We start from the raw sequence: 22582 nt of genomic DNA, 5'->3' as shown, positions 1-22582 counted from the left end.
TTCTGCTGCCTGCAATGCTATGCTGCGCGCCGTTCATTTTTTCAGTTGAGGTTACTATGACGCAACACGATAGCGTTCGTGCCCGGTTGCACGCCATCGAAGCTCTTTTGCGCCAACATCAGCTGTGGCAGGAGACCGCGCCGCAGCCAGAGGCGTTCGCAAGTACCCAGCCGTTCTGCCTGGATACGCTGGCACCGTTTGAGTGGCTCCAGTGGGTGTTAATTCCCCGTATGCATGCGCTGCTGGAGGGTGGTCATCCGCTGCCGCAGGCGTTTGCGGTCTCGCCTTACTATGAAATGGCGCTGGAGGCCACCCACCCGGCGCGTGCTGTCATGCTGGCTGAGCTGGAAAAGCTGGATGCGCTGTTTGCCGGTGATGACGCATGACGCTTGAGATCCTCTATCAGGATGAGTGGCTGGTGGCAGTGAACAAACCGTCGGGATGGCTGGTGCACCGCAGCTGGCTGGATCGTGACGAGAAGGTGGTCGTGATGCAGACCGTGCGCGACCAGATTGGTCAGCATGTGTTTACCGCCCATCGCCTGGACAGACCCACCTCCGGTGTACTGCTGATGGGATTGTCCAGCGAAGCGGGTCGTCTGCTGGCGCAGCAGTTTGAGCAGCATCAGATCCAGAAACGCTACCACGCGATCGTGCGTGGCTGGCTGACAGAAGCCGCCACGCTTGACTATCCTCTGGTGGAAGAGCTGGACAAAATCGCCGATAAATATGCCCGTGATGACAAAGGTCCACAACCTGCGGTAACCGAGTATCGCGGTATGGCGACGACTGAAATGCCGGTGGCAACCAGCAAATTTCCCACCACTCGCTACAGCCTGGTTGAGCTTTTGCCCAAAACCGGACGTAAACACCAGCTCCGCCGACACCTGAAGCATTTGCGACATCCGATTATCGGTGACAGCAAGCATGGCGATCTGCGCCAGAACCGCAGTGCGGCTGAACATTTTGGTTGCGATCGTCTGATGCTGCACGCAAGCGAATTGAGCCTGACGCATCCGTTTACCGGCAAACCTCTGACGATCCATGCGGGTCTCGATGATGTCTGGATGCAGGCGCTGTCACAGTTTGGCTGGCTGGGGCAACTCCCCAAAAATGAAAGGGTTGAGTTTGTTCCGGGCAACGTTCAGGATGAACGGCAAGCGCAATAATTAAGGGAACATATCATGGCTGAAGTAGGCATTTTTGTCGGCACAATGTACGGCAACTCGCTGCTGGTTGCGGAAGAGGCGGAAGCGATACTCACAAGCCAGGGTCATAAAGCCACAGTTTATGAAGACCCGGAACTGGCAGACTGGGAAAAGTATAAAGATAAATACATTCTGGTGGTCACCTCCACCACCGGGCAGGGCGATCTGCCGGACAGCATCGTGCCGCTTTTCCAGGGCATTAAAGACATTGGCTACCAGCCGGACGTTCACTACGGCATCATCGCCCTGGGCGACAGCTCTTACGCCAATTTCTGCGGCGGCGGCAAGCAGTTCGACGCACTCCTGCAGGAACAGAGCGCCCAGCGCGTGGGCGACATGCTGCTGATTGACGCCGGAGAACACCCGGAACCCGAAAGCGAATCAAACCCGTGGGTTGAGAACTGGGCCACACTGCTTAAATAACATCCTGCCCGGCGGCGCTTCGCTTGCGCGGGCCTACGGGTTATCCAGGCCGGGTCAGGCGTTGCCGCCACCCGGCGATAACTTCCGCACCAAACGCCAATTCCGTGAACCATCTTCCATTCTTTTAGGCTTTTGCCACAAACAACCTTTCTCATGCCCCTTAATGTTGTGTTTTTGCACGGTGAGAGAACGTGTCACTCCTTCATATACTTTCCCGGTCACAATAAAACGGCTTCAGGCCGTACCAAAACGACAAACACAAATCTCATTCTGATTACCCTACCGGTGCTGTACAGAGTGAACCAGGCGAAAGCTATGTTTCAGGAGTGCAACAATGAGTACATTAAGCCACGCGGCGAGCAGTGCGGAGAAGCGCACTAACGCTCGCTACTGGATAGTGGTGATGCTGTTTATCGTCACGTCCTTTAACTATGGTGACCGCGCCACGCTGTCGATTGCCGGCTCTGAAATGGCAAAAGACATTGGGCTTGATCCGGTTGGCATGGGGTATGTTTTCTCCGCATTTTCATGGGCCTATGTTATTGGACAGATCCCGGGTGGCTGGCTGCTCGATCGTTTTGGATCCAAGCGCGTCTACTTCTGGTCCATCTTTATCTGGTCGATGTTTACCCTGTTGCAGGGCTTCGTCGATATCTTCAGCGGCTTCGGTATTATCGTCGCGCTCTTTACTCTCCGCTTCCTGGTGGGGTTAGCAGAAGCGCCATCCTTCCCGGGTAATAGCCGCATCGTGGCCGCCTGGTTCCCGGCGCAGGAGAGGGGAACGGCGGTGGCGATTTTTAACTCTGCCCAGTATTTCGCGACGGTGATCTTTGCGCCAATCATGGGCTGGCTGACGCATGAAGTGGGCTGGTCACACGTCTTCTTCTTCATGGGCGGATTGGGGATCGTCATCAGCTTTATCTGGCTGAAAGTGATCCACGAGCCGAACCAACATCCGGGCGTGAACAAGAAAGAGCTGGAGTACATTGCGGAAGGCGGGGCGCTGATCAACATGGATCAGAAAAGCCAAAAAGCAAAAGTCCCGTTGAGCCAGAAATGGGCGCAGATCAAGCAGCTTGTCGGTTCGCGCATGATGATTGGCATCTACCTGGGGCAGTATTGCATTAACGCCTTAACCTACTTCTTTATCACCTGGTTCCCGGTCTATCTGGTGCAGGCACGCGGTATGTCGATTCTGAAAGCAGGCTTTGTCGCCTCCGTACCGGCTATCTGCGGCTTTGTGGGGGGCGTACTGGGTGGGGTGATTTCCGACTGGCTGATGCGTCGTACCGGTTCGCTGAACATCGCCCGTAAAACGCCAATTGTGCTCGGCATGTTGCTTTCAATGACCATGGTGTTCTGTAACTACGTCAGCGCGGAGTGGATGATCATCGGCTTTATGGCGATGGCTTTCTTCGGGAAAGGGATTGGTGCGCTGGGCTGGGCAGTGATGGCGGATACCGCGCCAAAAGAGATAAGCGGCCTGAGCGGCGGTCTGTTTAACATGTTCGGCAACATCTCCGGGATTGTCACCCCGATTGCCATTGGCTACATCGTCGGGACCACGGGCTCATTCAACGGTGCGCTGATTTATGTGGGTGTGCACGCCCTGGTGGCGGTCCTGAGCTATCTGGTGCTGGTGGGTGATATCAAACGCATTGAACTCAAACCTGTAGCGGAGCGTGGCTGATGACAACACAATCGAGCCCGGTTATTACCGACATGAAGGTCATCCCGGTGGCCGGCCAGGACAGCATGCTGCTTAATATTGGCGGCGCGCATAACGCCTGGTTTACCCGCAATATCGTGGTGCTGACCGACAGCGCAGGGAACACCGGCGTTGGGGAAGCGCCGGGCGGTGAGGTAATTTTCCAGACGCTGTCAGACGCCATTCCGCAGGTGGTCGGCCAGGAGGTCGCCCGTCTGAATAAAGTGGTCCAGCATGTTCACAAAGGCAACCAGTCGGCGGACTTTGACACCTTCGGCAAAGGCGCCTGGACGTTTGAGCTGCGCGTCAATGCTGTCGCCGCGCTGGAGGCCGCCCTGCTCGATTTGCTCGGTAAGGCGCTGAACGTTCCGGTCTGTGAACTGCTGGGGCCGGGCAAACAGCGTGACGCGGTGACGGTACTCGGCTATCTGTTTTATGTTGGCGATCGGCAAAAAACCGATCTGCCTTATCTGGCGCACTCGCCGGGCCACCATGAGTGGTATCACCTGCGTCACCAGGAGGCGCTCTCCAGTGACGCGGTGGTTCGGCTGGCCGAGGCGGCACAGGACCGCTACGGTTTTAAAGACTTCAAACTCAAAGGCGGGGTATTACCCGGCGAGCAGGAGATTGAAACCGCGCGTGCGCTCAAGAAACGTTTTCCGGATGCCCGCATTACCGTTGACCCTAACGGTGCCTGGCTGCTGGATGAGGCTATCGCCCTGTGCAAAGGACTGGGGGATGTCCTGACCTACGCGGAAGATCCGGTTGGGGCTGAACAAGGCTTCTCGGGTCGCGAGGTGATGGCGGAATTCCGACGTGCCACCGGGCTACCGGTCGCTACGAACATGATCGCCACCAACTGGCGTGAAATGGGCCATGCGGTCATGCTGAATGCGGTCGATATTCCGCTGGCAGACCCGCACTTCTGGACGCTTTCAGGCGCCGTGCGTGTGGCGCAGCTGTGTGATGACTGGGGGCTCACCTGGGGTTGTCACTCCAATAACCATTTCGATATTTCGCTGGCGATGTTTACCCACGTTGGCGCGGCGGCACCGGGTCACCCAACCGCTATCGACACACACTGGATTTGGCAGGAGGGTGAGGCCCGTCTGACGAAAAATCCGCTGGAAATTAAAAACGGCACCATCGCAGTACCGGATGCGCCGGGATTGGGCGTGGAGCTTGACTGGGATCAGGTCCACAAGGCGCATGAAGCGTATAAAAAACTGCCGGGCGGCGCGCGTAATGACGCCGGGCCGATGCAGTACCTGATCCCTGGCTGGACATTTGACCGTAAGCGCCCAGTTTTTGGACGTCACTGATAAAAGGATTGCACCATGAGCACTTTTACCACCCCTGTTGTTACTTCCATGCAGATCATTCCGGTTGCCGGCCATGACAGCATGCTGATGAACCTGAGCGGCGCACATGCGCCGTTTTTCACCCGCAATATTGTCATTATTAAAGATAACGCCGGGCATACCGGCGTGGGGGAAATCCCGGGCGGTGAGAAGATCCGCAAAACGCTTGAAGACGCCATCCCGCTGGTGGTGGGAAAAACGCTGGGCGAATATAAAAACGTCTTAAATACCGTGCGGAATACCTTTGCCGATCGCGATGCGGGTGGCCGTGGGCTGCAAACGTTTGATCTGCGCACCACCATCCACGTGGTGACCGGCATCGAAGCCGCCATGCTGGACCTGTTAGGTCAACACCTGGGGGTTAACGTTGCTTCCCTGCTGGGTGAGGGGCAGCAACGCAGCGAAGTGGAGATGTTGGGCTATCTGTTCTTTGTTGGCGACCGCAACCTGACGCCGTTGCCATACCAGAGCCAGCCGGACGAGCAATGTGACTGGTACCGACTCCGCCACGATGAAGCGATGACGCCGGATGCGGTGGTGCGCCTGGCAGAGGCCGCGTACGAAAAATATGGTTTTAATGATTTCAAACTGAAGGGCGGCGTGCTGGCCGGGGAACAAGAGGCCGAAGCTATCTCAGCCCTGGCTAAACGATTCCCGCAGGCGCGCGTCACGCTGGATCCGAACGGGGCCTGGTCGCTTGATGAGGCGATCGCCATCGGCAAGCAGCTGAAAGGCGTGCTGGCCTACGCGGAGGATCCGTGCGGGGCAGAACAAGGTTTCTCTGGCCGTGAAGTGATGGCGGAGTTCCGCCGCGCCACCGGTTTACCTACCGCGACCAACATGATCGCCACCGACTGGCGTCAGATGGGGCACACTTTGTCCCTGCAGTCTGTCGATATTCCGCTGGCGGACCCGCATTTCTGGACGATGCAGGGCTCTGTACGTGTGGCGCAGATGTGCCATGAGTTCGGTCTGACCTGGGGCTCGCACTCCAATAACCACTTTGATATCTCGCTGGCGATGTTCACCCACGTGGCCGCTGCCGCGCCGGGCACGATCACCGCGATCGACACCCACTGGATCTGGCAGGAAGGCAATCAGCGTCTGACGAAAGCGCCGTTTGAAATCAAAGGGGGGATGGTGCAGGTCCCGTCCACACCGGGTCTGGGCGTGGAGCTGGATATGGATCAGGTGATGAAAGCCCACGAGCTGTACCAGAAACATGGGCTGGGTGCGCGCGATGACGCGATGGCGATGCAGTATCTGATCCCAGAGTGGACATTCGACAATAAACGTCCGTGCATGGTACGATAAACGCATTGGGACCGCTCCCATGGCGGTTCTTTACGTGGTGTATGCTTAACGTAACGACTATGCGTAAGGATGGCTTATGAAAATTGTTATCGCACCGGACTCGTATAAGGAAAGTTTGAGTGCGCTTGAGGTTGCGACAGCGATAGAGCAGGGTTTTCGCGAGATCTTTCCTGAGGCGGTTTACGTCAAACTGCCGGTCGCGGACGGCGGTGAAGGCACCGTCGAAGCGATGATCGCGGCAACGCAGGGACGCATTGTGCATGTTCCGGTGACCGGCCCTCTGGGCCATCGCGTGGAAGGGTTTTACGGGATATCCGGCGACGAGAAGAGCGCCTTTATCGAAATGGCGGCGGCCAGTGGTCTTGAGCTGGTTGCACCTTCGCAGCGCGATCCTCTGAAAACGACCTCCTGGGGCACGGGTGAACTTATCCGTCACGCGCTGGATGCGGGCGTTAAGCATATCATCATCGGCATCGGGGGCAGCGCCACCAATGATGGCGGTGCAGGAATGGTGCAGGCGCTGGGGGCCAGGCTGCTGGACGACCGTGAACAGCCGCTGGGGCAGGGCGGAGGCGAGCTGGGCAAACTTGCCCGTATCGACCTGAGCGGGCTGGACAAGCGTCTGGCCGAGTGCCGCATAGAAGTGGCCTGCGATGTGACGAATCCGCTTACCGGTAAGCTGGGCGCATCAGCGGTTTTTGGCCCGCAAAAGGGGGCCACACCCGAGATGATCATTACTCTGGACAATGCGCTTGCGCACTATGCGCGGATCATTGCCCGGGATCTTGATATGGATGTGCTCAACCTGGCGGGCGGCGGCGCGGCAGGTGGAATGGGGGCGGCGCTGTATGCCTTCTGCGGTGCGCAGCTGCGCCAGGGCATTGAGATCGTCACCGATGCGCTACATCTGGCTGACCAGATTGCCGATGCGGATTTGGTGATAACGGGTGAAGGTCGCATCGACAGCCAGACGATCCACGGCAAAGTGCCGGTTGGGGTGGCGAAGGTAGCTAAACGCTTCAACAAGCCGGTTATCGGGATTGCAGGCAGTCTGACGGCGGACGTTGGCGTCGTGCACGATCACGGCATCGATGCGGTGTTTAGCGTGATTTACACCATCTGCTCGCTGGAAGATGCGCTGGAAAATGCCAGCGAGAACGTCAGGATGGCCGCAAGAAATATCGCGGCGGTACTGAAACTCGGGCAGGGGATGTAGTTCTCCCTCTCCCAGTGGGAGAGGGGTGAGGGTGTAGGCCCGGTAAGCGTCGCGCCACCGGGCATTTACCTCAGTTTCCTAACACCTTCATCGCTTCCCGCGTCACGTTATCCATCTCATCCAGCAGCTCAAGGAACTCCGGTTCCAGTTCAGATTCTGGTGTCCCTGCGCGTAGCTGCTGCTCCAGCAGCTGGCAGAGGTTTTTCAGGCGGGGCACGCCGCTGTAGCCACAGCTACCGTGCAGCTTGTGGATAGCCTGCAGCAGTTCCTCCGGGTTTTCGCCCACCAGCTGTTCTTCTACCTTATTGCGAATTTCCGGTAGAAACGCGACCAGCATCTGTAGCATCTCGCGGGCTAAATCAGGTTTCCCCGCCGCCTGGCGTAACGCAAGCTGCCAGTCAAAGGTGGCGTTCTGATTCACGCTAATCTCAACTGGTTCTGCTGATAAGGTATACGTACCGCCGATATGCCCCGGCTTATAGCGCAGCAGCAGGTTATGCAGTTTCTCTTCGTCGATAGGTTTCGCCAGATAATCATTCATTCCGGCGCCGAGCAGCTTCTCTTTCTGTCCGGCCATCGCATGCGCGGTCACGGCAATGACCGGCGTTTGCTGTTGATGAGGTAGCTGGCGGATGAGCTCGCAGGCGCGAATGCCATCCATACCCGGCATTTGAATATCCATAAGAATCAAATCGAACTGCATCTGTTTGGCCAGTTCAACCGCCTCAGCACCGCTGGTGCAGAGCTCAACATGCTGAACCTGATCCTCAAGCAGCACGCCAATCAGCTTCAGGTTTGCCGGGTTATCATCCACCGCCATCACGCTCATCGGCAGCCTCTGCTCGTCATTAATCAGTGCCACGGCATGCTCATTCAGGCGGCAGTAGGCCGTCAGGGCAGGCAACAAGCGTGTGGCGGTGAGCGGTTTAAGCAGACAGGCGGCCGCCCCGTCGTTTTTCAACTCTTCGGCATTGATTTGCGCATGGCACGGCAGCGCCAGCAGCAGGTAGTCGGTCATTGATGCGGCTTTCGCCAGCCGTTCCTGCTGCATGGTGAGCTCCCCGGTAAAGGTGACCGGGATCCCCATCAGCAGGATGTCGTAATGCTCAACGGTAAGCGCAGAGAAGGTCGGGCTGTAGACCACCTCCAGCGGCGTGGTGCTTAAGATGTCCAGCGTGCACTGGGCCGCGGCGGCGTTCGGCTCCACGTAAGCGAGGCGCTTGCCTTTCAGGCAATCCGTCACCGGGCCGTCCGTCAGCACGTTCGGGTTAAGATCCAGGTTAATATGGAACCAGAACGTCGACCCCCGGTTTGGCTGGCTGTGGAAAGAGATATCGCCGCCCATCTCTTTAACCAATTTTTGCGTGATAACCAGCCCCAGGCCCGTACCACCGTGACGCCGTGAAATACTCGCATCCGCCTGACGAAACGCCTGGAACAGACGGGATTGATCCCGTTCGGGAATGCCAATGCCGGTATCGCGGATCTGAACTTCAATCTGTACTTTGTTATTACTGATGGCACGTTTTTCCACCAGAATGTCGATGTTGCCGCTTTCGGTAAATTTGATGGCATTACCGACAAGATTGGTAATGACCTGCTGCAGGCGCAGCGGATCGCCGATGACGTTATCCGGCACGTCGTTTTTAATGTTCAGCGTCAGCTCAAGCCCTTTGTCGTGCGACGAGTGCGCCAGCAGCGTAACCACCTCATCAAGCGTACTGCGCAGCGGGAACGGAATGCTCTCCAGAATCAGCTTGCCCGCCTCCAGTTTGGAGAAGTCCAGCACGTCATTAATGATCGCCAGCAGATTGTTGGCCGAACGTTCAATGGTGTGCAGGTGATCGCGCTGGGTGGGGTTAAGCTCGCTCTTCAGGGTCAGGCGGGTAAAGCCAATCACGCCATTGAGCGGCGTACGCAGCTCGTGTGACATATTGGCAAGGAACTCCGATTTAATGCGGGCAGCCTCCTGGGCACGCTTTTTCGCCAGATCCAGCTCGACGTTCTGGATCTCCATCTGTTCCAGCGTTTCGCGCAGATCCGAAGTGGCCTGATCCACGTTATGCTGCATCTCTTCGTGATAGGCCGCCAGCGACATCGCCATCGAGTTGATGCCGTTTTTCAGCATGTCCAGTTCGCCCAGCATGAACCCTTCCACGCGGCTATCGAGCTGGCCACGGCGAATGCGGTCAACGGTGTTGACCATATTGCGGATGGGCCCGGTCACATCGCGCATCAGTCGCCAGCCGAAGATAAGCGCAATGCCGATACAGAACAGCATCATCACGCCGGAGATAAAAATCTCTTTGTATTGCTGCAGTCGCACCGACTTGAGGTCCAGCTCCAGCGCCACATATCCGAGCATATTGCTGCTGGACTTGGCGTCGGATTGCGCGGACTCATCCGGCGAATAACTTTCCGAAATTATCGGCGTGCGCAGGATCATAATATCGCCCCGTCGCATCACCGTGAGATGGCGCGGGAAGGGCGAACCGTCAGGAATTTTTAACGCTGCCGGATCAAGATGAAAATTAGAGGTGACGAACAGCCGGTTATGCTCGTCATAGACGGAGATCGCACGCACAATATCCGAGTGGCGGCGATGCAACACACTGATTAACTGACCAATCGATTCGCGGTTTTGCAGGTTCATCCCGTATTCGCTGGACACGGCCAGCGGTTCGATGATGCTGGCTCCGGCATCTTCCAGCTGTCGCTGCAGGTCGTTATAGCGGTGCACAACGAAGAAGATGCTCAGCAGCAAACCGATGAGAACGGTGGGGGCGAGGATCAAAATCATCATGCGCGCGCGCAGGCTGTAGTTGGTCATGGCGTTCCGTTATGGGACAATTAAGATAATTATGTATATTTGAGAAAATTCCCGGCGATGGCGCAATTCTACTCTGCAAAGCGACGCGTGACGACGCGTCAGATCATCACTGTCGAAGCCACGGACCTTGACCCTTTTGGTCAGGGCGTCGCGCATCACAATGGTAAGACACTGTTTATAACAGGTTTGCTGCCCACAGAACGAGCAGAAATTACGCTGACGGAAGATAAACGCCAGTACGCACGCGGGAAGGTGAAGCGCCGTCTGACCACCAGCCCGGAGCGCACAGAGCCACGCTGCCCGCATTTTGGCGTCTGCGGAGGCTGCCAGCAACAACATGCCAGCGTAGTTTTACAGCAAAAAAGTAAGAGTAATGCCCTGGCACGCCTGCTCAGGCATGACGTTGACGAAATCATTGCCGACCAACCCTGGGGCTATCGTCGTCGCGCGCGGCTGAGCCTTAGCTATCAGCCCAAAAACGAGCGGCTGGAGATGGGGTTTCGCAAAGCGGGCTCCAGCGATATCGTCGATATCAGGCAGTGCCCCATTTTGGTGCCCCGTCTTGAGGCATTGCTCCCGGACGTGCACGCGTGCCTGTCCGGGCTGGACAGTGTTCGCCACCTCGGGCATGTGGAACTGGTCCTGGCAAACAATGGTCCGCTGATGGTGCTGCGCCATACCGCGCCGCTGTCCAAAAAAGACCGCGAAAAACTGGAACGCTTTTCGCATTCCCACGAGCTGGCGCTTTTTCTCGCCCCACAAAGCGAGATACTGGAGCAGGTTACAGGTGACGCGCCCTGGTATGCGTCAAACGGACTACGCTTAACGTTCAGTCCGCGGGATTTCATCCAGGTTAATGACGGCGTCAATCAGCAGATGATCGAAACCGCGCTGACGTGGCTGGATGTCCAGCCGACCGACCGCGTGCTTGATCTCTTCTGCGGCATGGGCAATTTCACGCTGCCGCTGGCCCGTAAAGCGGCGAGTGTTGTGGGGGTAGAAGGCGTCGACGCGCTGGTGGCGAAAGGCCAGGAGAATGCGCAACAGAACGGCTTGCAAAATGTGACATTCTTTCATCAAAATCTGGAGGAAGATGTCACGCAGCAGCCCTGGGCAAAACAGGGCTTTGACAAAATCCTGCTCGACCCGGCACGGGCAGGCGCACCGGGCGTGATGCAGCATATAATTAAACTCGCCCCGAAACGCGTGGTCTACGTTTCCTGTAACCCGGCAACGCTTGCCCGGGATAGCGAGGCATTACTCAGCGCGGGTTACCAGATTCAGCGTCTGGCAATGCTGGACATGTTCCCGCACACTGGGCATCTGGAATCAATGGTGTTGTTCGAGCACATCTAATTAGTTTGGCTTGTCGACTTCGACAGGCCCTGGTCCCTAAAGGAGAGGACGATGGTTGCGGTAAGAAGTGCACATCTTAATAAAGCTGGTGAGTTTGACCCTCAAAAATGGATCGCAAGTCTGGGAATTTCCAGCCAGCAGTCGTGTGAACGCTTAACCGAAACCTGGGCCTATTGTCAGCGCACCACGCTGGGGCATCCGGACGCCGAGCTGCTGCTGTGGCGCGGCGTGGAGATGGTCGAAATCTTATCCATGCTCAATATGGATATCGAAACGCTGCAGGCCGCGCTTCTGTTCCCGCTTGCCGATGCGGATGTCGTCACGGAAGACGTGCTGCGTGAAAGCGTCGGAAAATCGGTCGTGGCGCTGATCCACGGTGTCCGCGATATGGCGGCCATTCGTCAGCTCAAAGCCGCGCACACCGATTCCGTCTCCTCTGAACAGGTCGATAATGTTCGCCGGATGCTGCTGGCCATGGTGGATGATTTCCGCTGCGTGGTGATCAAGCTTGCCGAGCGTATCGCCCACCTGCGTGAAGTGAAGGACGCGCCGGAAGATGAGCGCGTACTCGCCGCCAAAGAGTGTACAAACATTTATGCGCCGCTGGCGAACCGCTTAGGCATTGGTCAGCTCAAATGGGAGCTGGAAGACTACTGCTTCCGTTATCTGCACCCGGCGGAATATAAGCGCATTGCGAAACTGCTGCATGAACGCCGTATCGACCGCGAACACTATATTGAAGAATTTGTCAGCGGGTTGCGCCAGTCGATGAAGGAAGAGAACGTCCGTGCCGAAGTGTACGGTCGGCCAAAGCATATCTACAGCATCTGGCGCAAAATGCAGAAGAAACACCTCGCCTTTGACGAGCTGTTCGACGTGCGTGCCGTGCGTATTGTGGCGGAGCGTCTGCAGGACTGCTACGCCGCACTGGGGATCGTGCACACGCACTTCCGCCATCTGCCGGATGAGTTCGATGACTATGTCGCCAACCCGAAACCTAACGGCTACCAGTCTATTCATACCGTGGTGCTGGGCCCCGGCGGTAAAACGGTTGAAATTCAGATCCGTACCAAACAGATGCACGAAGACGCCGAGCTGGGTGTCGCCGCGCACTGGAAATACAAAGAGGGCACCTCGGGCGGAGCGCGCACCGGTCACGAAGACCGCATTGCCTGGCTGCGTAAGTTGATTGCGTGGCAGGAAGAGATGGCCGACTCCGGCGAGATGCTCGACGAAGTGCGCAGCCAGGTCTTCGACGACCGGGTGTACGTCTTTACGCCGAAAGGGGACGTTGTCGACCTGCCTGCAGGGTCAACGCCGCTCGACTTTGCCTATCACATCCACAGCGATGTCGGGCACCGCTGCATTGGTGCGAAAATCGGCGGGCGCATTGTGCCGTTTACCTACCAGCTGCAGATGGGCGATCAGATTGAAATCATCACCCAGAAGCAGCCAAACCCGAGCCGTGACTGGCTGAACCCGAACCTGGGGTATGTCACTACCAGCCGCGGACGCTCCAAAATTCACGCCTGGTTCCGTAAACAGGATCGTGACAAGAACATCCTTGCCGGTCGCCAGATCCTGGATGACGAGCTGGAGCATATAGGCATCAGCCTGAAAGAGGCGGAGAAGTTCCTGCTGCCGCGTTACAACTTTAATGAGCTCGATGAGCTGTTAGCGGCCATTGGCGGCGGCGATATTCGTCTCAACCAGATGGTGAATTTCCTGCAGGCGCAGTTCAACAAGCCAAGTGCGGCAGAGCAGGATGCGGCGGCGCTGAAACAGTTGCAGCAGAAAACCTACGCCCCGCAGCAGCGCAGCAAAGACAATGGCCGCGTGGTGGTGGAAGGCGTCGGCAATCTGATGCACCACATCGCCCGCTGCTGCCAGCCTATCCCGGGGGACGACATCGTCGGCTTTATCACCCAGGGGCGTGGGATTTCGATTCACCGCTCAGACTGTGACCAGCTTGCTGAGCTGCAGTCGCATGCGCCGGAACGCATCGTTGAAGCCGTCTGGGGTGAAAGCTACTCTGCCGGCTACTCGCTGGTGGTGCGCGTCACCGCCAACGATCGCAGTGGACTGCTGCGCGACATTACGACCATTCTTGCCAATGAGAAGGTCAACGTGCTGGGCGTTGCCAGCCGCAGCGATACCCGCGAGCAGCTTGCCACCATCGATATGACCATCGAAATCTACAACCTGCAGGTGCTGGGCCGCGTGCTTGGCAAACTGAACCAGGTCCCGGATGTGATTGACGCGCGTCGTCTCCACGGCGGTTAAACATCCTCTTCTGTAAGCCGGGTAAGGCAACGCCGCCACCCGGCATTTTTTCATCAGGACAGTACTATGACTCAAATCGACCGCCTGCTCGGCATCATGAAACGCCTGCGCGACCCGGAAAACGGCTGCCCGTGGGATAAAGAGCAGACTTTCGCGACTATTGCCCCGTACACCCTCGAAGAGACCTATGAAGTACTGGACGCCATTTCACGTGAGGACTTTGACGACCTGCGCGGCGAACTCGGTGACCTGCTGTTCCAGGTGGTGTTCTATGCGCAGATGGCGCAGGAAGAGGGGCGCTTTAATTTTGACGATATCTGCGCCGCCATTAGCGACAAGCTTGAGCGCCGCCATCCGCATATCTTTGGCGATGCCACGGCGGGCAACAGCGCGGAAGTGCTGGCGCGCTGGGAGCAGATTAAAAGCGCCGAGCGGGCTGAAAAATCCCAACACTCCGCGCTGGATGACATCCCGCTGAGTCTGCCCGCCCTGATGCGTGCCCATAAGATCCAGAAACGCTGCTCGGCAGTAGGGTTTGACTGGCACTCGCTTGGCCCGGTACTGGACAAAGTCCATGAAGAAATCGACGAAGTGATGCACGAAGCGCAGCAGGCCGTGGTGGATGAAGCAAAGCTTGAAGAAGAGATGGGCGATTTGCTGTTTGCCACCGTCAACCTTTCGCGCCACCTGGGTGTAAAAGCGGAAACGGCCCTGCAAAAAGCCAACCTTAAGTTCGAACGACGCTTTCGCGAAGTCGAGCGCATTGTGGCCTCGCGCGGCCTGGAAATGACCGGAATTGACCTCGATGTGATGGAAGAAGTCTGGCAGGAAGTAAAACGCCAGGAATCTGATCTCTAACGGAATTTTGCGATCAAGCGCAATTTGTGTGATTTTTTAAATGACAAGCGCTTGATTTGCGTCAAAAACATTTACCCAAAAGGGGCTATTTTCTCACTCCTTATGTTTGTCATGGCCTGGAATGGAGACGGAGAATGAAAGTTTGTGGCGCTCGCCGTGTTCGGGTATACTACTTTCCCGTCCTGGTTATTCCATCGTTTCACCCTAACTTCTCAGGTTCAGCATGACAACGAACTATATTTTTGTGACCGGCGGGGTCGTATCCTCTCTGGGTAAAGGCATTGCCGCAGCCTCCCTCGCAGCCATTCTTGAAGCCCGTGGCCTCAATGTGACCATGATGAAACTGGATCCGTACATCAACGTCGATCCTGGCACCATGAGCCCAATCCAACACGGGGAAGTGTTCGTTACTGAAGACGGCGCTGAAACCGATCTGGATCTTGGCCACTACGAGCGTTTCATTCGCACCAAAATGACCCGTCGTAACAACTTCACGACTGGCCGTATCTACTCCGACGTTCTGCGTAAAGAGCGCCGTGGTGATTATCTGGGTGCAACCGTTCAGGTTATCCCGCACATCACTAACGCTATCAAAGAACGCATCATTGCGGGTGGCGAAGGCCACGACGTGGTGCTGGTTGAAATCGGCGGTACCGTGGGTGATATCGAATCCCTGCCGTTCCTGGAAGCGATTCGCCAGCTGGCGGTTGATATCGGTCGTGAACACGCGCTGTTCATGCACCTGACGCTGGTGCCTTACATGGCAGCCGCAGGTGAAGTGAAAACCAAACCGACTCAGCACTCCGTGAAAGAGCTGCTCTCCATCGGTATTCAGCCTGACATTCTGGTTTGCCGCTCCGATCGCGCGGTTCCGGCGAACGAACGTGCGAAAATTGCATTGTTCTGTAACGTGCCTGAAAAAGCCGTTATTTCAATGAAAGATGTCGATTCCATTTATAAAATCCCGGGCCTGTTGAAATCACAGGGCCTGGACGATTATATTTGTAAACGATTCAGCTTGAACTGTCCGGAAGCTAACCTGTCTGAATGGGAACAGGTTATTTATGAAGAAGCCAATCCGGCTGGTGAAGTGACTATCGGTATGGTCGGCAAGTACATCGAACTGCCGGATGCCTATAAGTCCGTTATCGAAGCGCTGAAACACGGTGGTCTGAAGAACCGCGTCTCCGTGAACATCAAGCTGATTGATTCGCAGGATGTTGAAACACGTGGCGTCGAAATTCTGAAAGATCTGGATGCGATTCTCATCCCTGGCGGCTTCGGCTACCGTGGTGTAGAAGGCAAGATCGCCACTGCACGCTATGCGCGTGAAAACAATATTCCATACCTCGGCATCTGCCTGGGTATGCAGGTTGCGCTAATCGAATTTGCGCGCAACGTAGCGGGAATGGAAAACGCGAACTCTACGGAATTTGTGCCAGACTGTAAGTACCCTGTAGTGGCGCTTATCACTGAATGGCGCGACGAAGACGGTAACGTCGAAGTCCGTACCGAGAAGAGCGATCTGGGTGGCACTATGCGTCTTGGCGCACAGGCCTGCCAGCTGTCTGACGATAGCGTGGTTCGTAAGCTGTATGGCGAACCGGTCATCACCGAGCGTCATCGTCACCGCTATGAAGTCAACAACATGTTGTTGAAACAAATTGAAGCTGCGGGTCTGCGTGTTGCGGGCCGCTCCGGGGATGATCAGTTAGTCGAGATCATCGAAGTGCCAAACCACCCGTGGTTTGTCGCCTGCCAATTCCACCCGGAATTTACTTCAACGCCACGTGACGGGCATCCGCTGTTTGCAGGTTTCGTGAAAGCCGCCAGCGAGTATCAGAAGCGTCAGGCGAAGTAAAAAAGTTAGAACGGCAACGCGTACCCCCGGTACGCGTTGTTTGTCTGGAGTTTTAGTTTAACTTGTACTGAGGAAAATCTAATGTCCAAAATCGTTAAAGTCATCGGTCGTGAAATCATCGACTCCCGTGGTAACCCGACCGTTGAAGCCGAAGTTCATCTGGAAGGTGGTTTCGTCGGTATGGCAGCTGCTCCATCAGGTGCTTCTACTGGTTCCCGCGAAGCGCTGGAACTGCGCGATGGCGACAAATCCCGTTTCATGGGCAAAGGCGTACTGAAAGCTGTTGGCGCTGTAAACGGTCCTATTGCTCAGGCAATCATTGGCAAAGACGCTAAAGACCAGGCTGGCATCGACAAGATCATGATCGATCTGGACGGTACTGAAAACAAATCTAACTTCGGTGCGAACGCAATCCTGGCGGTTTCCCTGGCGAACGCCAAAGCCGCTGCGGCAGCGAAAGGTATGCCACTGTTCGAGCACATCGCTGAACTGAACGGCACCCCAGGCAAATACTCCATGCCTGTACCAATGATGAACATCATCAACGGTGGTGAGCACGCAGACAACAACGTTGATATTCAGGAATTCATGATTCAGCCAGTTGGCGCGAAAACCCTGAAAGAAGCAGTACGTATGGGTTCTGAAGTGTTCCACAACCTGGCTAAAGTTCTGAAAGCAAAAGGTATGAACACGGCTGTGGGTGACGAAGGTGGCTACGCGCCAAACCTGGGTTCTAACGCAGAAGCACTGGCTGTTATCGCTGAAGCAGTAAAAGCCGCTGGCTATGAGCTGGGCAAAGACATCACTCTGGCGATGGACTGCGCAGCGTCTGAATTCTACAAAGACGGTAAATACGTTCTGGCTGGCGAAGGCAACAAAGCGTTCACCTCTGAAGAGTTCACTCACTTCCTGGAAGACCTGACCAAACAGTACCCAATCGTTTCTATCGAAGACGGTCTGGACGAGTCTGACTGGGATGGTTTCGCATACCAGACTAAAGTACTGGGCGACAAAATCCAGCTGGTTGGTGACGATCTGTTCGTAACCAACACCAAGATCCTGAAAGAAGGCATCGAGAAAGGCATCGTTAACTCCATCCTGATCAAATTCAACCAGATCGGTTCTCTGACCGAAACTCTGGCTGCGATCAAAATGGCGAAAGACGCTGGCTACACCGCTGTTATCTCTCACCGTTCTGGCGAAACTGAAGACGCTACCATCGCTGACCTGGCTGTTGGTACCGCTGCTGGCCAGATCAAAACCGGTTCTATGAGCCGTTCTGACCGTGTTGCTAAATACAACCAGCTGATTCGTATCGAAGAAGCGCTGGGCGAAAAAGCACCATACAACGGTCGTAAAGAGATCAAAGGCCAGGCATAATTGCTTAAGCCTTAAAATGAAAATGCCAGTCGAAAGACTGGCATTTTTTTTGGTTATTTGAAATCAACCGCCATTTGCTCCGGGATGCTCAGCCCCCGGGTAGTTTGTACGCAGCGGGCAATATAGTCCGTAAAACGCGGCGGTTTAGGCATGCCCATACTGAGCAGCTTGTCGTTGCTGAAACGTACATTCAGCGTGGCAAAGGCCCCGTACAAGCGCATTGCTCTCAGCATCAGCCGTTCGTTGCAGGGGCCAAAAATATCCTTCAGCTCACGGCGCATTCTGACCAGCGTTTCGTAACTTACCTGGGCATACTTATCACCGACCGGGGCTTTCTCCAGCGCCTGTGCCATCGCATTATCAATATCTGCAAAGCGCACGCTGTTCTCTTCTCCGGCAGAAATATGTACCACTTCTCCCGGCTGCGCAGCGCTGTTAAGCAGCATCAGCAGTGCATCGGCGCAGTAATCCACCGGGACGACATCTATTTTGTCTTCCATTGAGCACATGAATTTTTGCAGCATTAGCCCCATGCTGAAGACCCAGAAAATACTGCTCGACGGCGTACAGCCATGACGGGTATGGCCGACCACGATGGACGGACGGGCGATGAGCAGCGGCAGGTTGGGGCAGTGCTGGCGCATCAGTTGTTCAATGGTGGATTTCGAATACGTATATTCCACCAGATGCTCAGCGTTCTCTCTGAACTCCGCGCTTTCGGCGACCAGCGAATCCTGCTCCGGCGTGCACGACATGGCTGTTCCCACATGCAGAAAGCGCTGTAAACCGACAACCTGATTCATGCGTCTGGCGAACGCCAGCGTCCCCTCCACATTCACTTTCCAGATCAGCGGATTGTTACCAAATGACGCGACGGCCGCGCAGTTAAGAACATGCGTCACCTGTTCCAGACGCGGGTCGTTCAGGAATCCCTCCGGCTGGCTGAGATCGCCAATAAGGATATTCTCCTCGCTCAACGCGGCCAGCGTCTCCTCTGAAACCTTGAATTTACGCATGTTGTCCCGCACGCGTTCCAGCCCTTGTTGCGGGTCACTGGCGCGCGCAAGCAGCAGTAATTTTACTGAACTATTACTGGTAAGTATTTTTTCAAGTACTGCACCGCCCAGAAAACCAGTCACGCCTGTAATAAATAACATATTAATCTATACCGTCTCATAATGATTGATGAGGCGGATTGTAGGCAGGGAAAAGTAAACGGCATTTAAATAGAAAAATGGCAAAGCTGACGGCGTCTTAAGCTTATTTTAAGGTAAGGAATTCAGGTGGAAATATTGGACACTAGCGGAGTGAGAAAAATTCAATTTATTAATTAAATAATTTTAACTTACTGATTTTGTTCTATTGTTCGTGCGGTTTTATTGCTTTTGACACTCATTGAATATGTAATAAATAAAATAATTTGTTACACCATTATGCCGCGCACGAAATAACCGTATCAGCACTTAAATGGAATCGACATCACGCCATGCAGGCTATTTTATTTAGCCTGCAAAGGGTTTTAGAGTAATAAAGGTAGCGTTGCGCTCGCGGTTTGCTGGCTAACCTCACCGTAATGGCCATCAATCGCAATCAGGGAAGTTGTAAGCAATTCAACCAGTAACATTACGCCCACTTTAGCATTGAGCGCGCCTGCGCTGAGTGGCCCTTCCGGTTTTGCGGCGACCAGCTGCATATCGCTAAGCGAAGCCAGCGGGCTGCGGGGCGTATTGCTAAGGGATAACACCTTAACGCCGCGTTTGCGTGCAAGTTTTACGACGTGGAGCAAATCCCGCGTTGAACCGGAACTGGAAATGGCCACCACCAGCGTCCCTTCTGAAAGCGTTGCTGCATTCATGGCCGCACGATGCATATCGCTAAAAAGCTGTGCAGGTTTGCCGAGTCGCAACAGTTTGTAATGTAAATACTCACCGAGGATCGCGCTGGCGGCCACCCCATATATTTGTACGGCTTGCGCCTGATGCAGCGCCTGAGCGGCCTTTTCCAGCAGTGCTCTGTCGAGCAGTCTGGCGGTATCCTGCAGCGCCTGAACAGACTCATCGACGACGTTATCAATTTCGTCCCCGGCCACGCGTGCGGGCTGACCCTGCTGAATATCCAGCGCCAGTGCCATCTTGAATTCGTTATAGCCTTTGCAGCCGAGCGTCCGGCATAGACGCGTCACGCTGGCTTCACTGGTGTGGCTTTCCCGTGCCAGTTCGGTGATCGTCAGGTAGAGCACCCGGGCCGGATCGTTGAGAACAAACTCTCCCAGTTTTTTTTGCGTGGGGCTGTACCCGGAAGCCTCCTGGCGCAGCTTCAGCAGCAGGTTTTCATGGTCTGACATGCTAGATCCTTAATGCGTTTCTCTGCGTCCTAGTGTGGCGGAAAGCGGGGCAGGGATGCCAGTCATTTCGAAAAAGTATGATCGTCCTCCTGGTTTTTGATGGTAATTTTCACCATTAAGTATAATTATGGTAAAAATTTTCATCGTTAACTAAGGGGATGAAAAAATGATGCAAATGTTCAGTGGTGCTTCGTCCGGCGGATGGTTTGAAAAAGCGCAGCGCTTTGGCAAATCCTTTATGTTGCCCATCGCCGTACTGCCTGCGGCGGGTCTGCTGCTGGGGATAGGCGGCGCGTTATCGAATCCCAATACGCTTACGGCATATCCGTTTTTAGATGTGGGCTGGTTACAGGCTATTTTCACCATCATGAGCAGCGCCGGTTCGATTGTGTTCGCGAATCTGTCGGTGCTGTTTGCCGTTGGGGTTGCCGTCGGGCTGGCAAAAAATGATAAAGGTACGGCAGGGCTGGCGGCGTTACTCGCGTTTCTGGTCATGAATGCCACCATTAACGCACTGCTGATCCTCACCGGAAAACTGGCGCACGAGAATCCCGGGGCGGTCGGGCAAGGCATGACGCTGGGGATCCAGACGCTGGAGACCGGCGTATTTGGTGGGGTGGTCATTGGTCTTGTGACCTGCGCGCTGCATCATCGGTTTAATAAGATCGCGCTGCCACAATTTCTGGGATTCTTTGGCGGGTCACGCTTTGTGCCGATTATCAGCTCACTGGCTGCGATCCTGGTCGGAGCCTTAATGACCGTGGTCTGGCCGCATTTCCAGAAGCTGATCTTTGGTCTGGGCGGGCTGGTGGATGCGACCGGTTATCTGGGAACACTGCTGTACGGCTTCATTTTGCGCATGCTGGGCCCGTTCGGTTTACACCACATCTTTTACCTTCCGTTCTGGACCACCGCGCTTGGCGGCAGCGAGATTGTCAACGGACAACTGGTTGAAGGTACGCAGCGGATCTTCTTCGCTCAGCTGGCCGATCCCACGACGCGCCAGTTTTATGAAGGAACGTCGCGCTTCATGTCCGGGCGCTTTATCACGATGATGTTTGGTTTGCTCGGGGCCTGCCTTGCGATGTATCACACGGCTAAACCGGAGAACAAAAAACGCGTCGCGGGGTTGTTGCTTTCAGCTGCATTAACCTCCTTCCTGACGGGGATCACCGAGCCCATCGAGTTCTCCTTCCTGTTTATCGCGCCGGTGCTGTACGTCATTCACGCATTTTTTGACGGGCTGGCGTTTATGCTCGCGCATATTTTACACATCACCATTGGGCAGACTTTCTCCGGCGGTTTTATCGACTTTGTGCTGTTCGGCATTTTGCAGGGGGAGGCCAAAACCCACTGGATGTTAGTGCCGCTGGTGGGCGTACCGTGGTTCTTCCTCTACTACTTCACGTTCCGCTATCTGATTAATCGCTTTGATTTTGCCACGCCGGGTCGGGAAAAGGAGGCGGTGGCCAATGACGTGACGTTCGCCCAGAACGAACGCGCAAGTGCGGTAATCGCCGGACTGGGCGGAAAAGACAATCTGGAAGAGGTGGACTGCTGCGCCACGCGTCTTCGCGTCACGGTTAAAGATGGCAGCAAAGTGAATGACGCGGCGCTGAAAGCCACCGGTGCGCGCGGCGTGATTGTGCGCGGAAATGGCGTTCAGGTCATTTATGGTCCGCATGTCACGATTATCAAAAACGAAGTGGAAGAGATCTTATCGTAATGAAAACTGTACTGGATACCCTGAAGGGAAAACTGGTCGTCTCCTGTCAGGCGCTTGAGAACGAACCGTTGCATAGCCCGTTTATTATGTCGCGGATGGCGCTGGCGGCGCGTCAGGGAGGGGCCGCGGCCATCCGTGCCAACAGCGTGGTGGATATTGAGGCGATCAAAGAGCAGGTTACGCTGCCGGTTATTGGCATCATCAAGCGGGAGTATCCCGACAGCGAGGTGTTTATCACCGCGACGATGAAAGAGGTGGATGAACTGATGACCGTCTCCCCGGCGATCATTGCGCTTGATGCGACCGACAGGGCGCGGCCTGGTGGGGAATCTCTGGCAACGCTGGTTACGCGCATTCGTACCCGTTACCCCTCGGTGCTGCTTATGGCTGATATAGCCACTGTTGATGAGGCCGTCACGGCGCAGGCGCTGGGGTTTGATTGTGTCGGGACCACGCTTTACGGCTACACCGCGCAGACCGCCGGACACGCCTTACCCGATGATGACTGTCAGTTTCTGAAAGCGGTACTGGCAGCCGTCACGGTACCGGTGGTGGCCGAAGGTAACGTGGACACCCCGGAACGCGCCGCCAGATGTCTTGCGCTGGGGGCGCATATGGTGGTGGTGGGCGGGGCAATCACCCGCCCGCAGCAGATTACGGAACGCTTTATGGCGGCAATTGACGCGCAAAGCACCGATCGAGCATGACCATCTCA

Annotated in this window: 17 protein-coding genes; 14 read left to right on the top strand and 3 right to left on the bottom strand. The window is 55.5% G+C overall.

Features of this window, described 5'->3' with window-relative positions; genetic code table 11:
* Window positions 1-56 precede the first annotated feature (56 nt).
* From ACQG19_RS19650 to ACQG19_RS19620, 7 genes are all read left to right on the top strand, one after another.
* Entirely contained in the window at window positions 57-386 is a 330-nt protein-coding gene (locus tag ACQG19_RS19650; RefSeq protein ID WP_013098527.1) for a YqcC family protein, read from the top strand.
* On the top strand, window positions 383-1168 hold the full coding sequence (gene truC, locus ACQG19_RS19645) for a tRNA pseudouridine(65) synthase TruC (protein ID WP_045902060.1): 786 nt from the start codon (window positions 383-385) through the stop codon (window positions 1166-1168). The genes ACQG19_RS19650 and truC overlap by 4 nt, the downstream gene beginning before the upstream one ends.
* 15 nt (window positions 1169-1183) lie before the next feature.
* Complete coding sequence (locus tag ACQG19_RS19640; RefSeq protein ID WP_013098525.1) at window positions 1184-1630, top strand: flavodoxin; 447 nt, start codon at window positions 1184-1186, stop codon at window positions 1628-1630.
* Window positions 1631-1964: 334 nt separating this feature from the next.
* Window positions 1965-3320, top strand: coding sequence for a galactarate/glucarate/glycerate transporter GudP (gene gudP / locus ACQG19_RS19635; RefSeq protein WP_013098524.1), 1356 nt, complete (start codon window positions 1965-1967; stop codon window positions 3318-3320).
* Window positions 3320-4660, top strand: coding sequence for a glucarate dehydratase family protein (locus ACQG19_RS19630; RefSeq protein WP_222168934.1), 1341 nt, complete (start codon window positions 3320-3322; stop codon window positions 4658-4660). The genes gudP and ACQG19_RS19630 overlap by 1 nt, the downstream gene beginning before the upstream one ends.
* Window positions 4661-4675: 15 nt before the next feature.
* Entirely contained in the window at window positions 4676-6013 is a 1338-nt protein-coding gene (gene gudD, locus ACQG19_RS19625) for a glucarate dehydratase (RefSeq protein ID WP_094916385.1), read from the top strand.
* Between the two features lie 76 nt (window positions 6014-6089).
* The gene (locus ACQG19_RS19620; protein WP_040021628.1) at window positions 6090-7229 is read left to right on the top strand and encodes a glycerate kinase; all 1140 of its coding nucleotides are present in this window, start codon (window positions 6090-6092) and stop codon (window positions 7227-7229) included.
* A 70-nt stretch (window positions 7230-7299) separates the two neighbouring features.
* Here the strand turns inward: ACQG19_RS19620 and barA are convergent, their stop codons facing one another.
* Window positions 7300-10059 carry a two-component sensor histidine kinase BarA gene (barA, locus tag ACQG19_RS19615; RefSeq protein ID WP_013098520.1) on the bottom strand — a complete coding sequence of 920 codons (2760 nt, stop codon included), beginning with the start codon at window positions 10057-10059 and terminating at the stop codon, window positions 7300-7302.
* Between the two features lie 57 nt (window positions 10060-10116).
* Between barA and rlmD the strand changes: the two genes are divergently transcribed.
* The 5 genes from rlmD to eno all read left to right on the top strand — a co-directional run bounded on the left by rlmD (window position 10117) and on the right by eno (window position 17797).
* The gene (gene rlmD / locus ACQG19_RS19610) at window positions 10117-11415 is read left to right on the top strand and encodes a 23S rRNA (uracil(1939)-C(5))-methyltransferase RlmD (protein WP_040021627.1); all 1299 of its coding nucleotides are present in this window, start codon (window positions 10117-10119) and stop codon (window positions 11413-11415) included.
* Window positions 11416-11466: 51 nt separating this feature from the next.
* On the top strand, window positions 11467-13698 hold the full coding sequence (relA, locus tag ACQG19_RS19605) for a GTP diphosphokinase (protein WP_013098518.1): 2232 nt from the start codon (window positions 11467-11469) through the stop codon (window positions 13696-13698).
* A 66-nt stretch (window positions 13699-13764) separates the two neighbouring features.
* Window positions 13765-14556, top strand: a complete 792-nt coding sequence (gene mazG, locus ACQG19_RS19600) for a nucleoside triphosphate pyrophosphohydrolase (protein ID WP_029883908.1) — start codon at window positions 13765-13767, stop codon at window positions 14554-14556.
* Window positions 14557-14779: 223 nt separating this feature from the next.
* On the top strand, window positions 14780-16417 hold the full coding sequence (gene pyrG, locus ACQG19_RS19595; protein WP_013098516.1) for a glutamine hydrolyzing CTP synthase: 1638 nt from the start codon (window positions 14780-14782) through the stop codon (window positions 16415-16417).
* Window positions 16418-16498: 81 nt separating this feature from the next.
* Window positions 16499-17797: a phosphopyruvate hydratase gene (gene eno, locus ACQG19_RS19590; protein WP_013098515.1), complete on the top strand. Its 1299-nt coding sequence runs from the start codon at window positions 16499-16501 to the stop codon at window positions 17795-17797.
* A gap of 53 nt (window positions 17798-17850) precedes the next feature.
* On the opposite strand, the gene ACQG19_RS19585 is transcribed toward eno, so the two are convergent.
* Window positions 17851-18960: an SDR family oxidoreductase gene (locus tag ACQG19_RS19585; RefSeq protein ID WP_155022581.1), complete on the bottom strand. Its 1110-nt coding sequence runs from the start codon at window positions 18958-18960 to the stop codon at window positions 17851-17853.
* 356 nt (window positions 18961-19316) lie between these two features.
* Window positions 19317-20141 (bottom strand): MurR/RpiR family transcriptional regulator, encoded by an 825-nt coding sequence (locus tag ACQG19_RS19580; RefSeq protein WP_029883910.1) that lies wholly within the window; start codon window positions 20139-20141, stop codon window positions 19317-19319.
* Between the two features lie 166 nt (window positions 20142-20307).
* On the opposite strand from ACQG19_RS19580, the gene ACQG19_RS19575 reads away from it, so the two are divergent.
* Both ACQG19_RS19575 and ACQG19_RS19570 read left to right on the top strand, forming a co-directional pair.
* Window positions 20308-21867, top strand: a complete 1560-nt coding sequence (locus tag ACQG19_RS19575) for a maltose/glucose-specific PTS transporter subunit IIC (RefSeq protein WP_246932405.1) — start codon at window positions 20308-20310, stop codon at window positions 21865-21867.
* The gene (locus ACQG19_RS19570) at window positions 21867-22574 is read left to right on the top strand and encodes an N-acetylmannosamine-6-phosphate 2-epimerase (protein ID WP_023620545.1); all 708 of its coding nucleotides are present in this window, start codon (window positions 21867-21869) and stop codon (window positions 22572-22574) included. The genes ACQG19_RS19575 and ACQG19_RS19570 overlap by 1 nt, the downstream gene beginning before the upstream one ends.
* Window positions 22575-22582: the final 8 nt, after the last annotated feature.

The organism is Enterobacter cloacae complex sp. 277I4 (assembly GCF_050031465.1).
GTDB lineage: Bacteria > Pseudomonadota > Gammaproteobacteria > Enterobacterales > Enterobacteriaceae > Enterobacter > Enterobacter cloacae.
The sequence above is the reverse complement of the archived record's forward strand: the minus strand, read 5'-3'. Positions and strand labels throughout refer to the sequence as shown.

Bases quoted from the DNA above. Each gene is read 5' to 3' on its own strand.
- ACQG19_RS19650 (WP_013098527.1), top strand. From the start codon at position 57: ATGACGCAACACGATAGCGTTCGTGCCCGGTTGCACGCCATCGAAGCT.
- truC (WP_045902060.1), top strand. From the start codon at position 383: ATGACGCTTGAGATCCTCTATCAGGATGAGTGGCTGGTGGCAGTGAAC.
- ACQG19_RS19640 (WP_013098525.1), top strand. From the start codon at position 1,184: ATGGCTGAAGTAGGCATTTTTGTCGGCACAATGTACGGCAACTCGCTG.
- gudP (WP_013098524.1), top strand. From the start codon at position 1,965: ATGAGTACATTAAGCCACGCGGCGAGCAGTGCGGAGAAGCGCACTAAC.
- ACQG19_RS19630 (WP_222168934.1), top strand. From the start codon at position 3,320: ATGACAACACAATCGAGCCCGGTTATTACCGACATGAAGGTCATCCCG.
- gudD (WP_094916385.1), top strand. From the start codon at position 4,676: ATGAGCACTTTTACCACCCCTGTTGTTACTTCCATGCAGATCATTCCG.
- ACQG19_RS19620 (WP_040021628.1), top strand. From the start codon at position 6,090: ATGAAAATTGTTATCGCACCGGACTCGTATAAGGAAAGTTTGAGTGCG.
- barA (WP_013098520.1), bottom strand. From the start codon at position 10,059: ATGACCAACTACAGCCTGCGCGCGCGCATGATGATTTTGATCCTCGCC.
- rlmD (WP_040021627.1), top strand. From the start codon at position 10,117: ATGGCGCAATTCTACTCTGCAAAGCGACGCGTGACGACGCGTCAGATC.
- relA (WP_013098518.1), top strand. From the start codon at position 11,467: ATGGTTGCGGTAAGAAGTGCACATCTTAATAAAGCTGGTGAGTTTGAC.
- mazG (WP_029883908.1), top strand. From the start codon at position 13,765: ATGACTCAAATCGACCGCCTGCTCGGCATCATGAAACGCCTGCGCGAC.
- pyrG (WP_013098516.1), top strand. From the start codon at position 14,780: ATGACAACGAACTATATTTTTGTGACCGGCGGGGTCGTATCCTCTCTG.
- eno (WP_013098515.1), top strand. From the start codon at position 16,499: ATGTCCAAAATCGTTAAAGTCATCGGTCGTGAAATCATCGACTCCCGT.
- ACQG19_RS19580 (WP_029883910.1), bottom strand. From the start codon at position 20,141: ATGTCAGACCATGAAAACCTGCTGCTGAAGCTGCGCCAGGAGGCTTCC.
- ACQG19_RS19575 (WP_246932405.1), top strand. From the start codon at position 20,308: ATGATGCAAATGTTCAGTGGTGCTTCGTCCGGCGGATGGTTTGAAAAA.
- ACQG19_RS19570 (WP_023620545.1), top strand. From the start codon at position 21,867: ATGAAAACTGTACTGGATACCCTGAAGGGAAAACTGGTCGTCTCCTGT.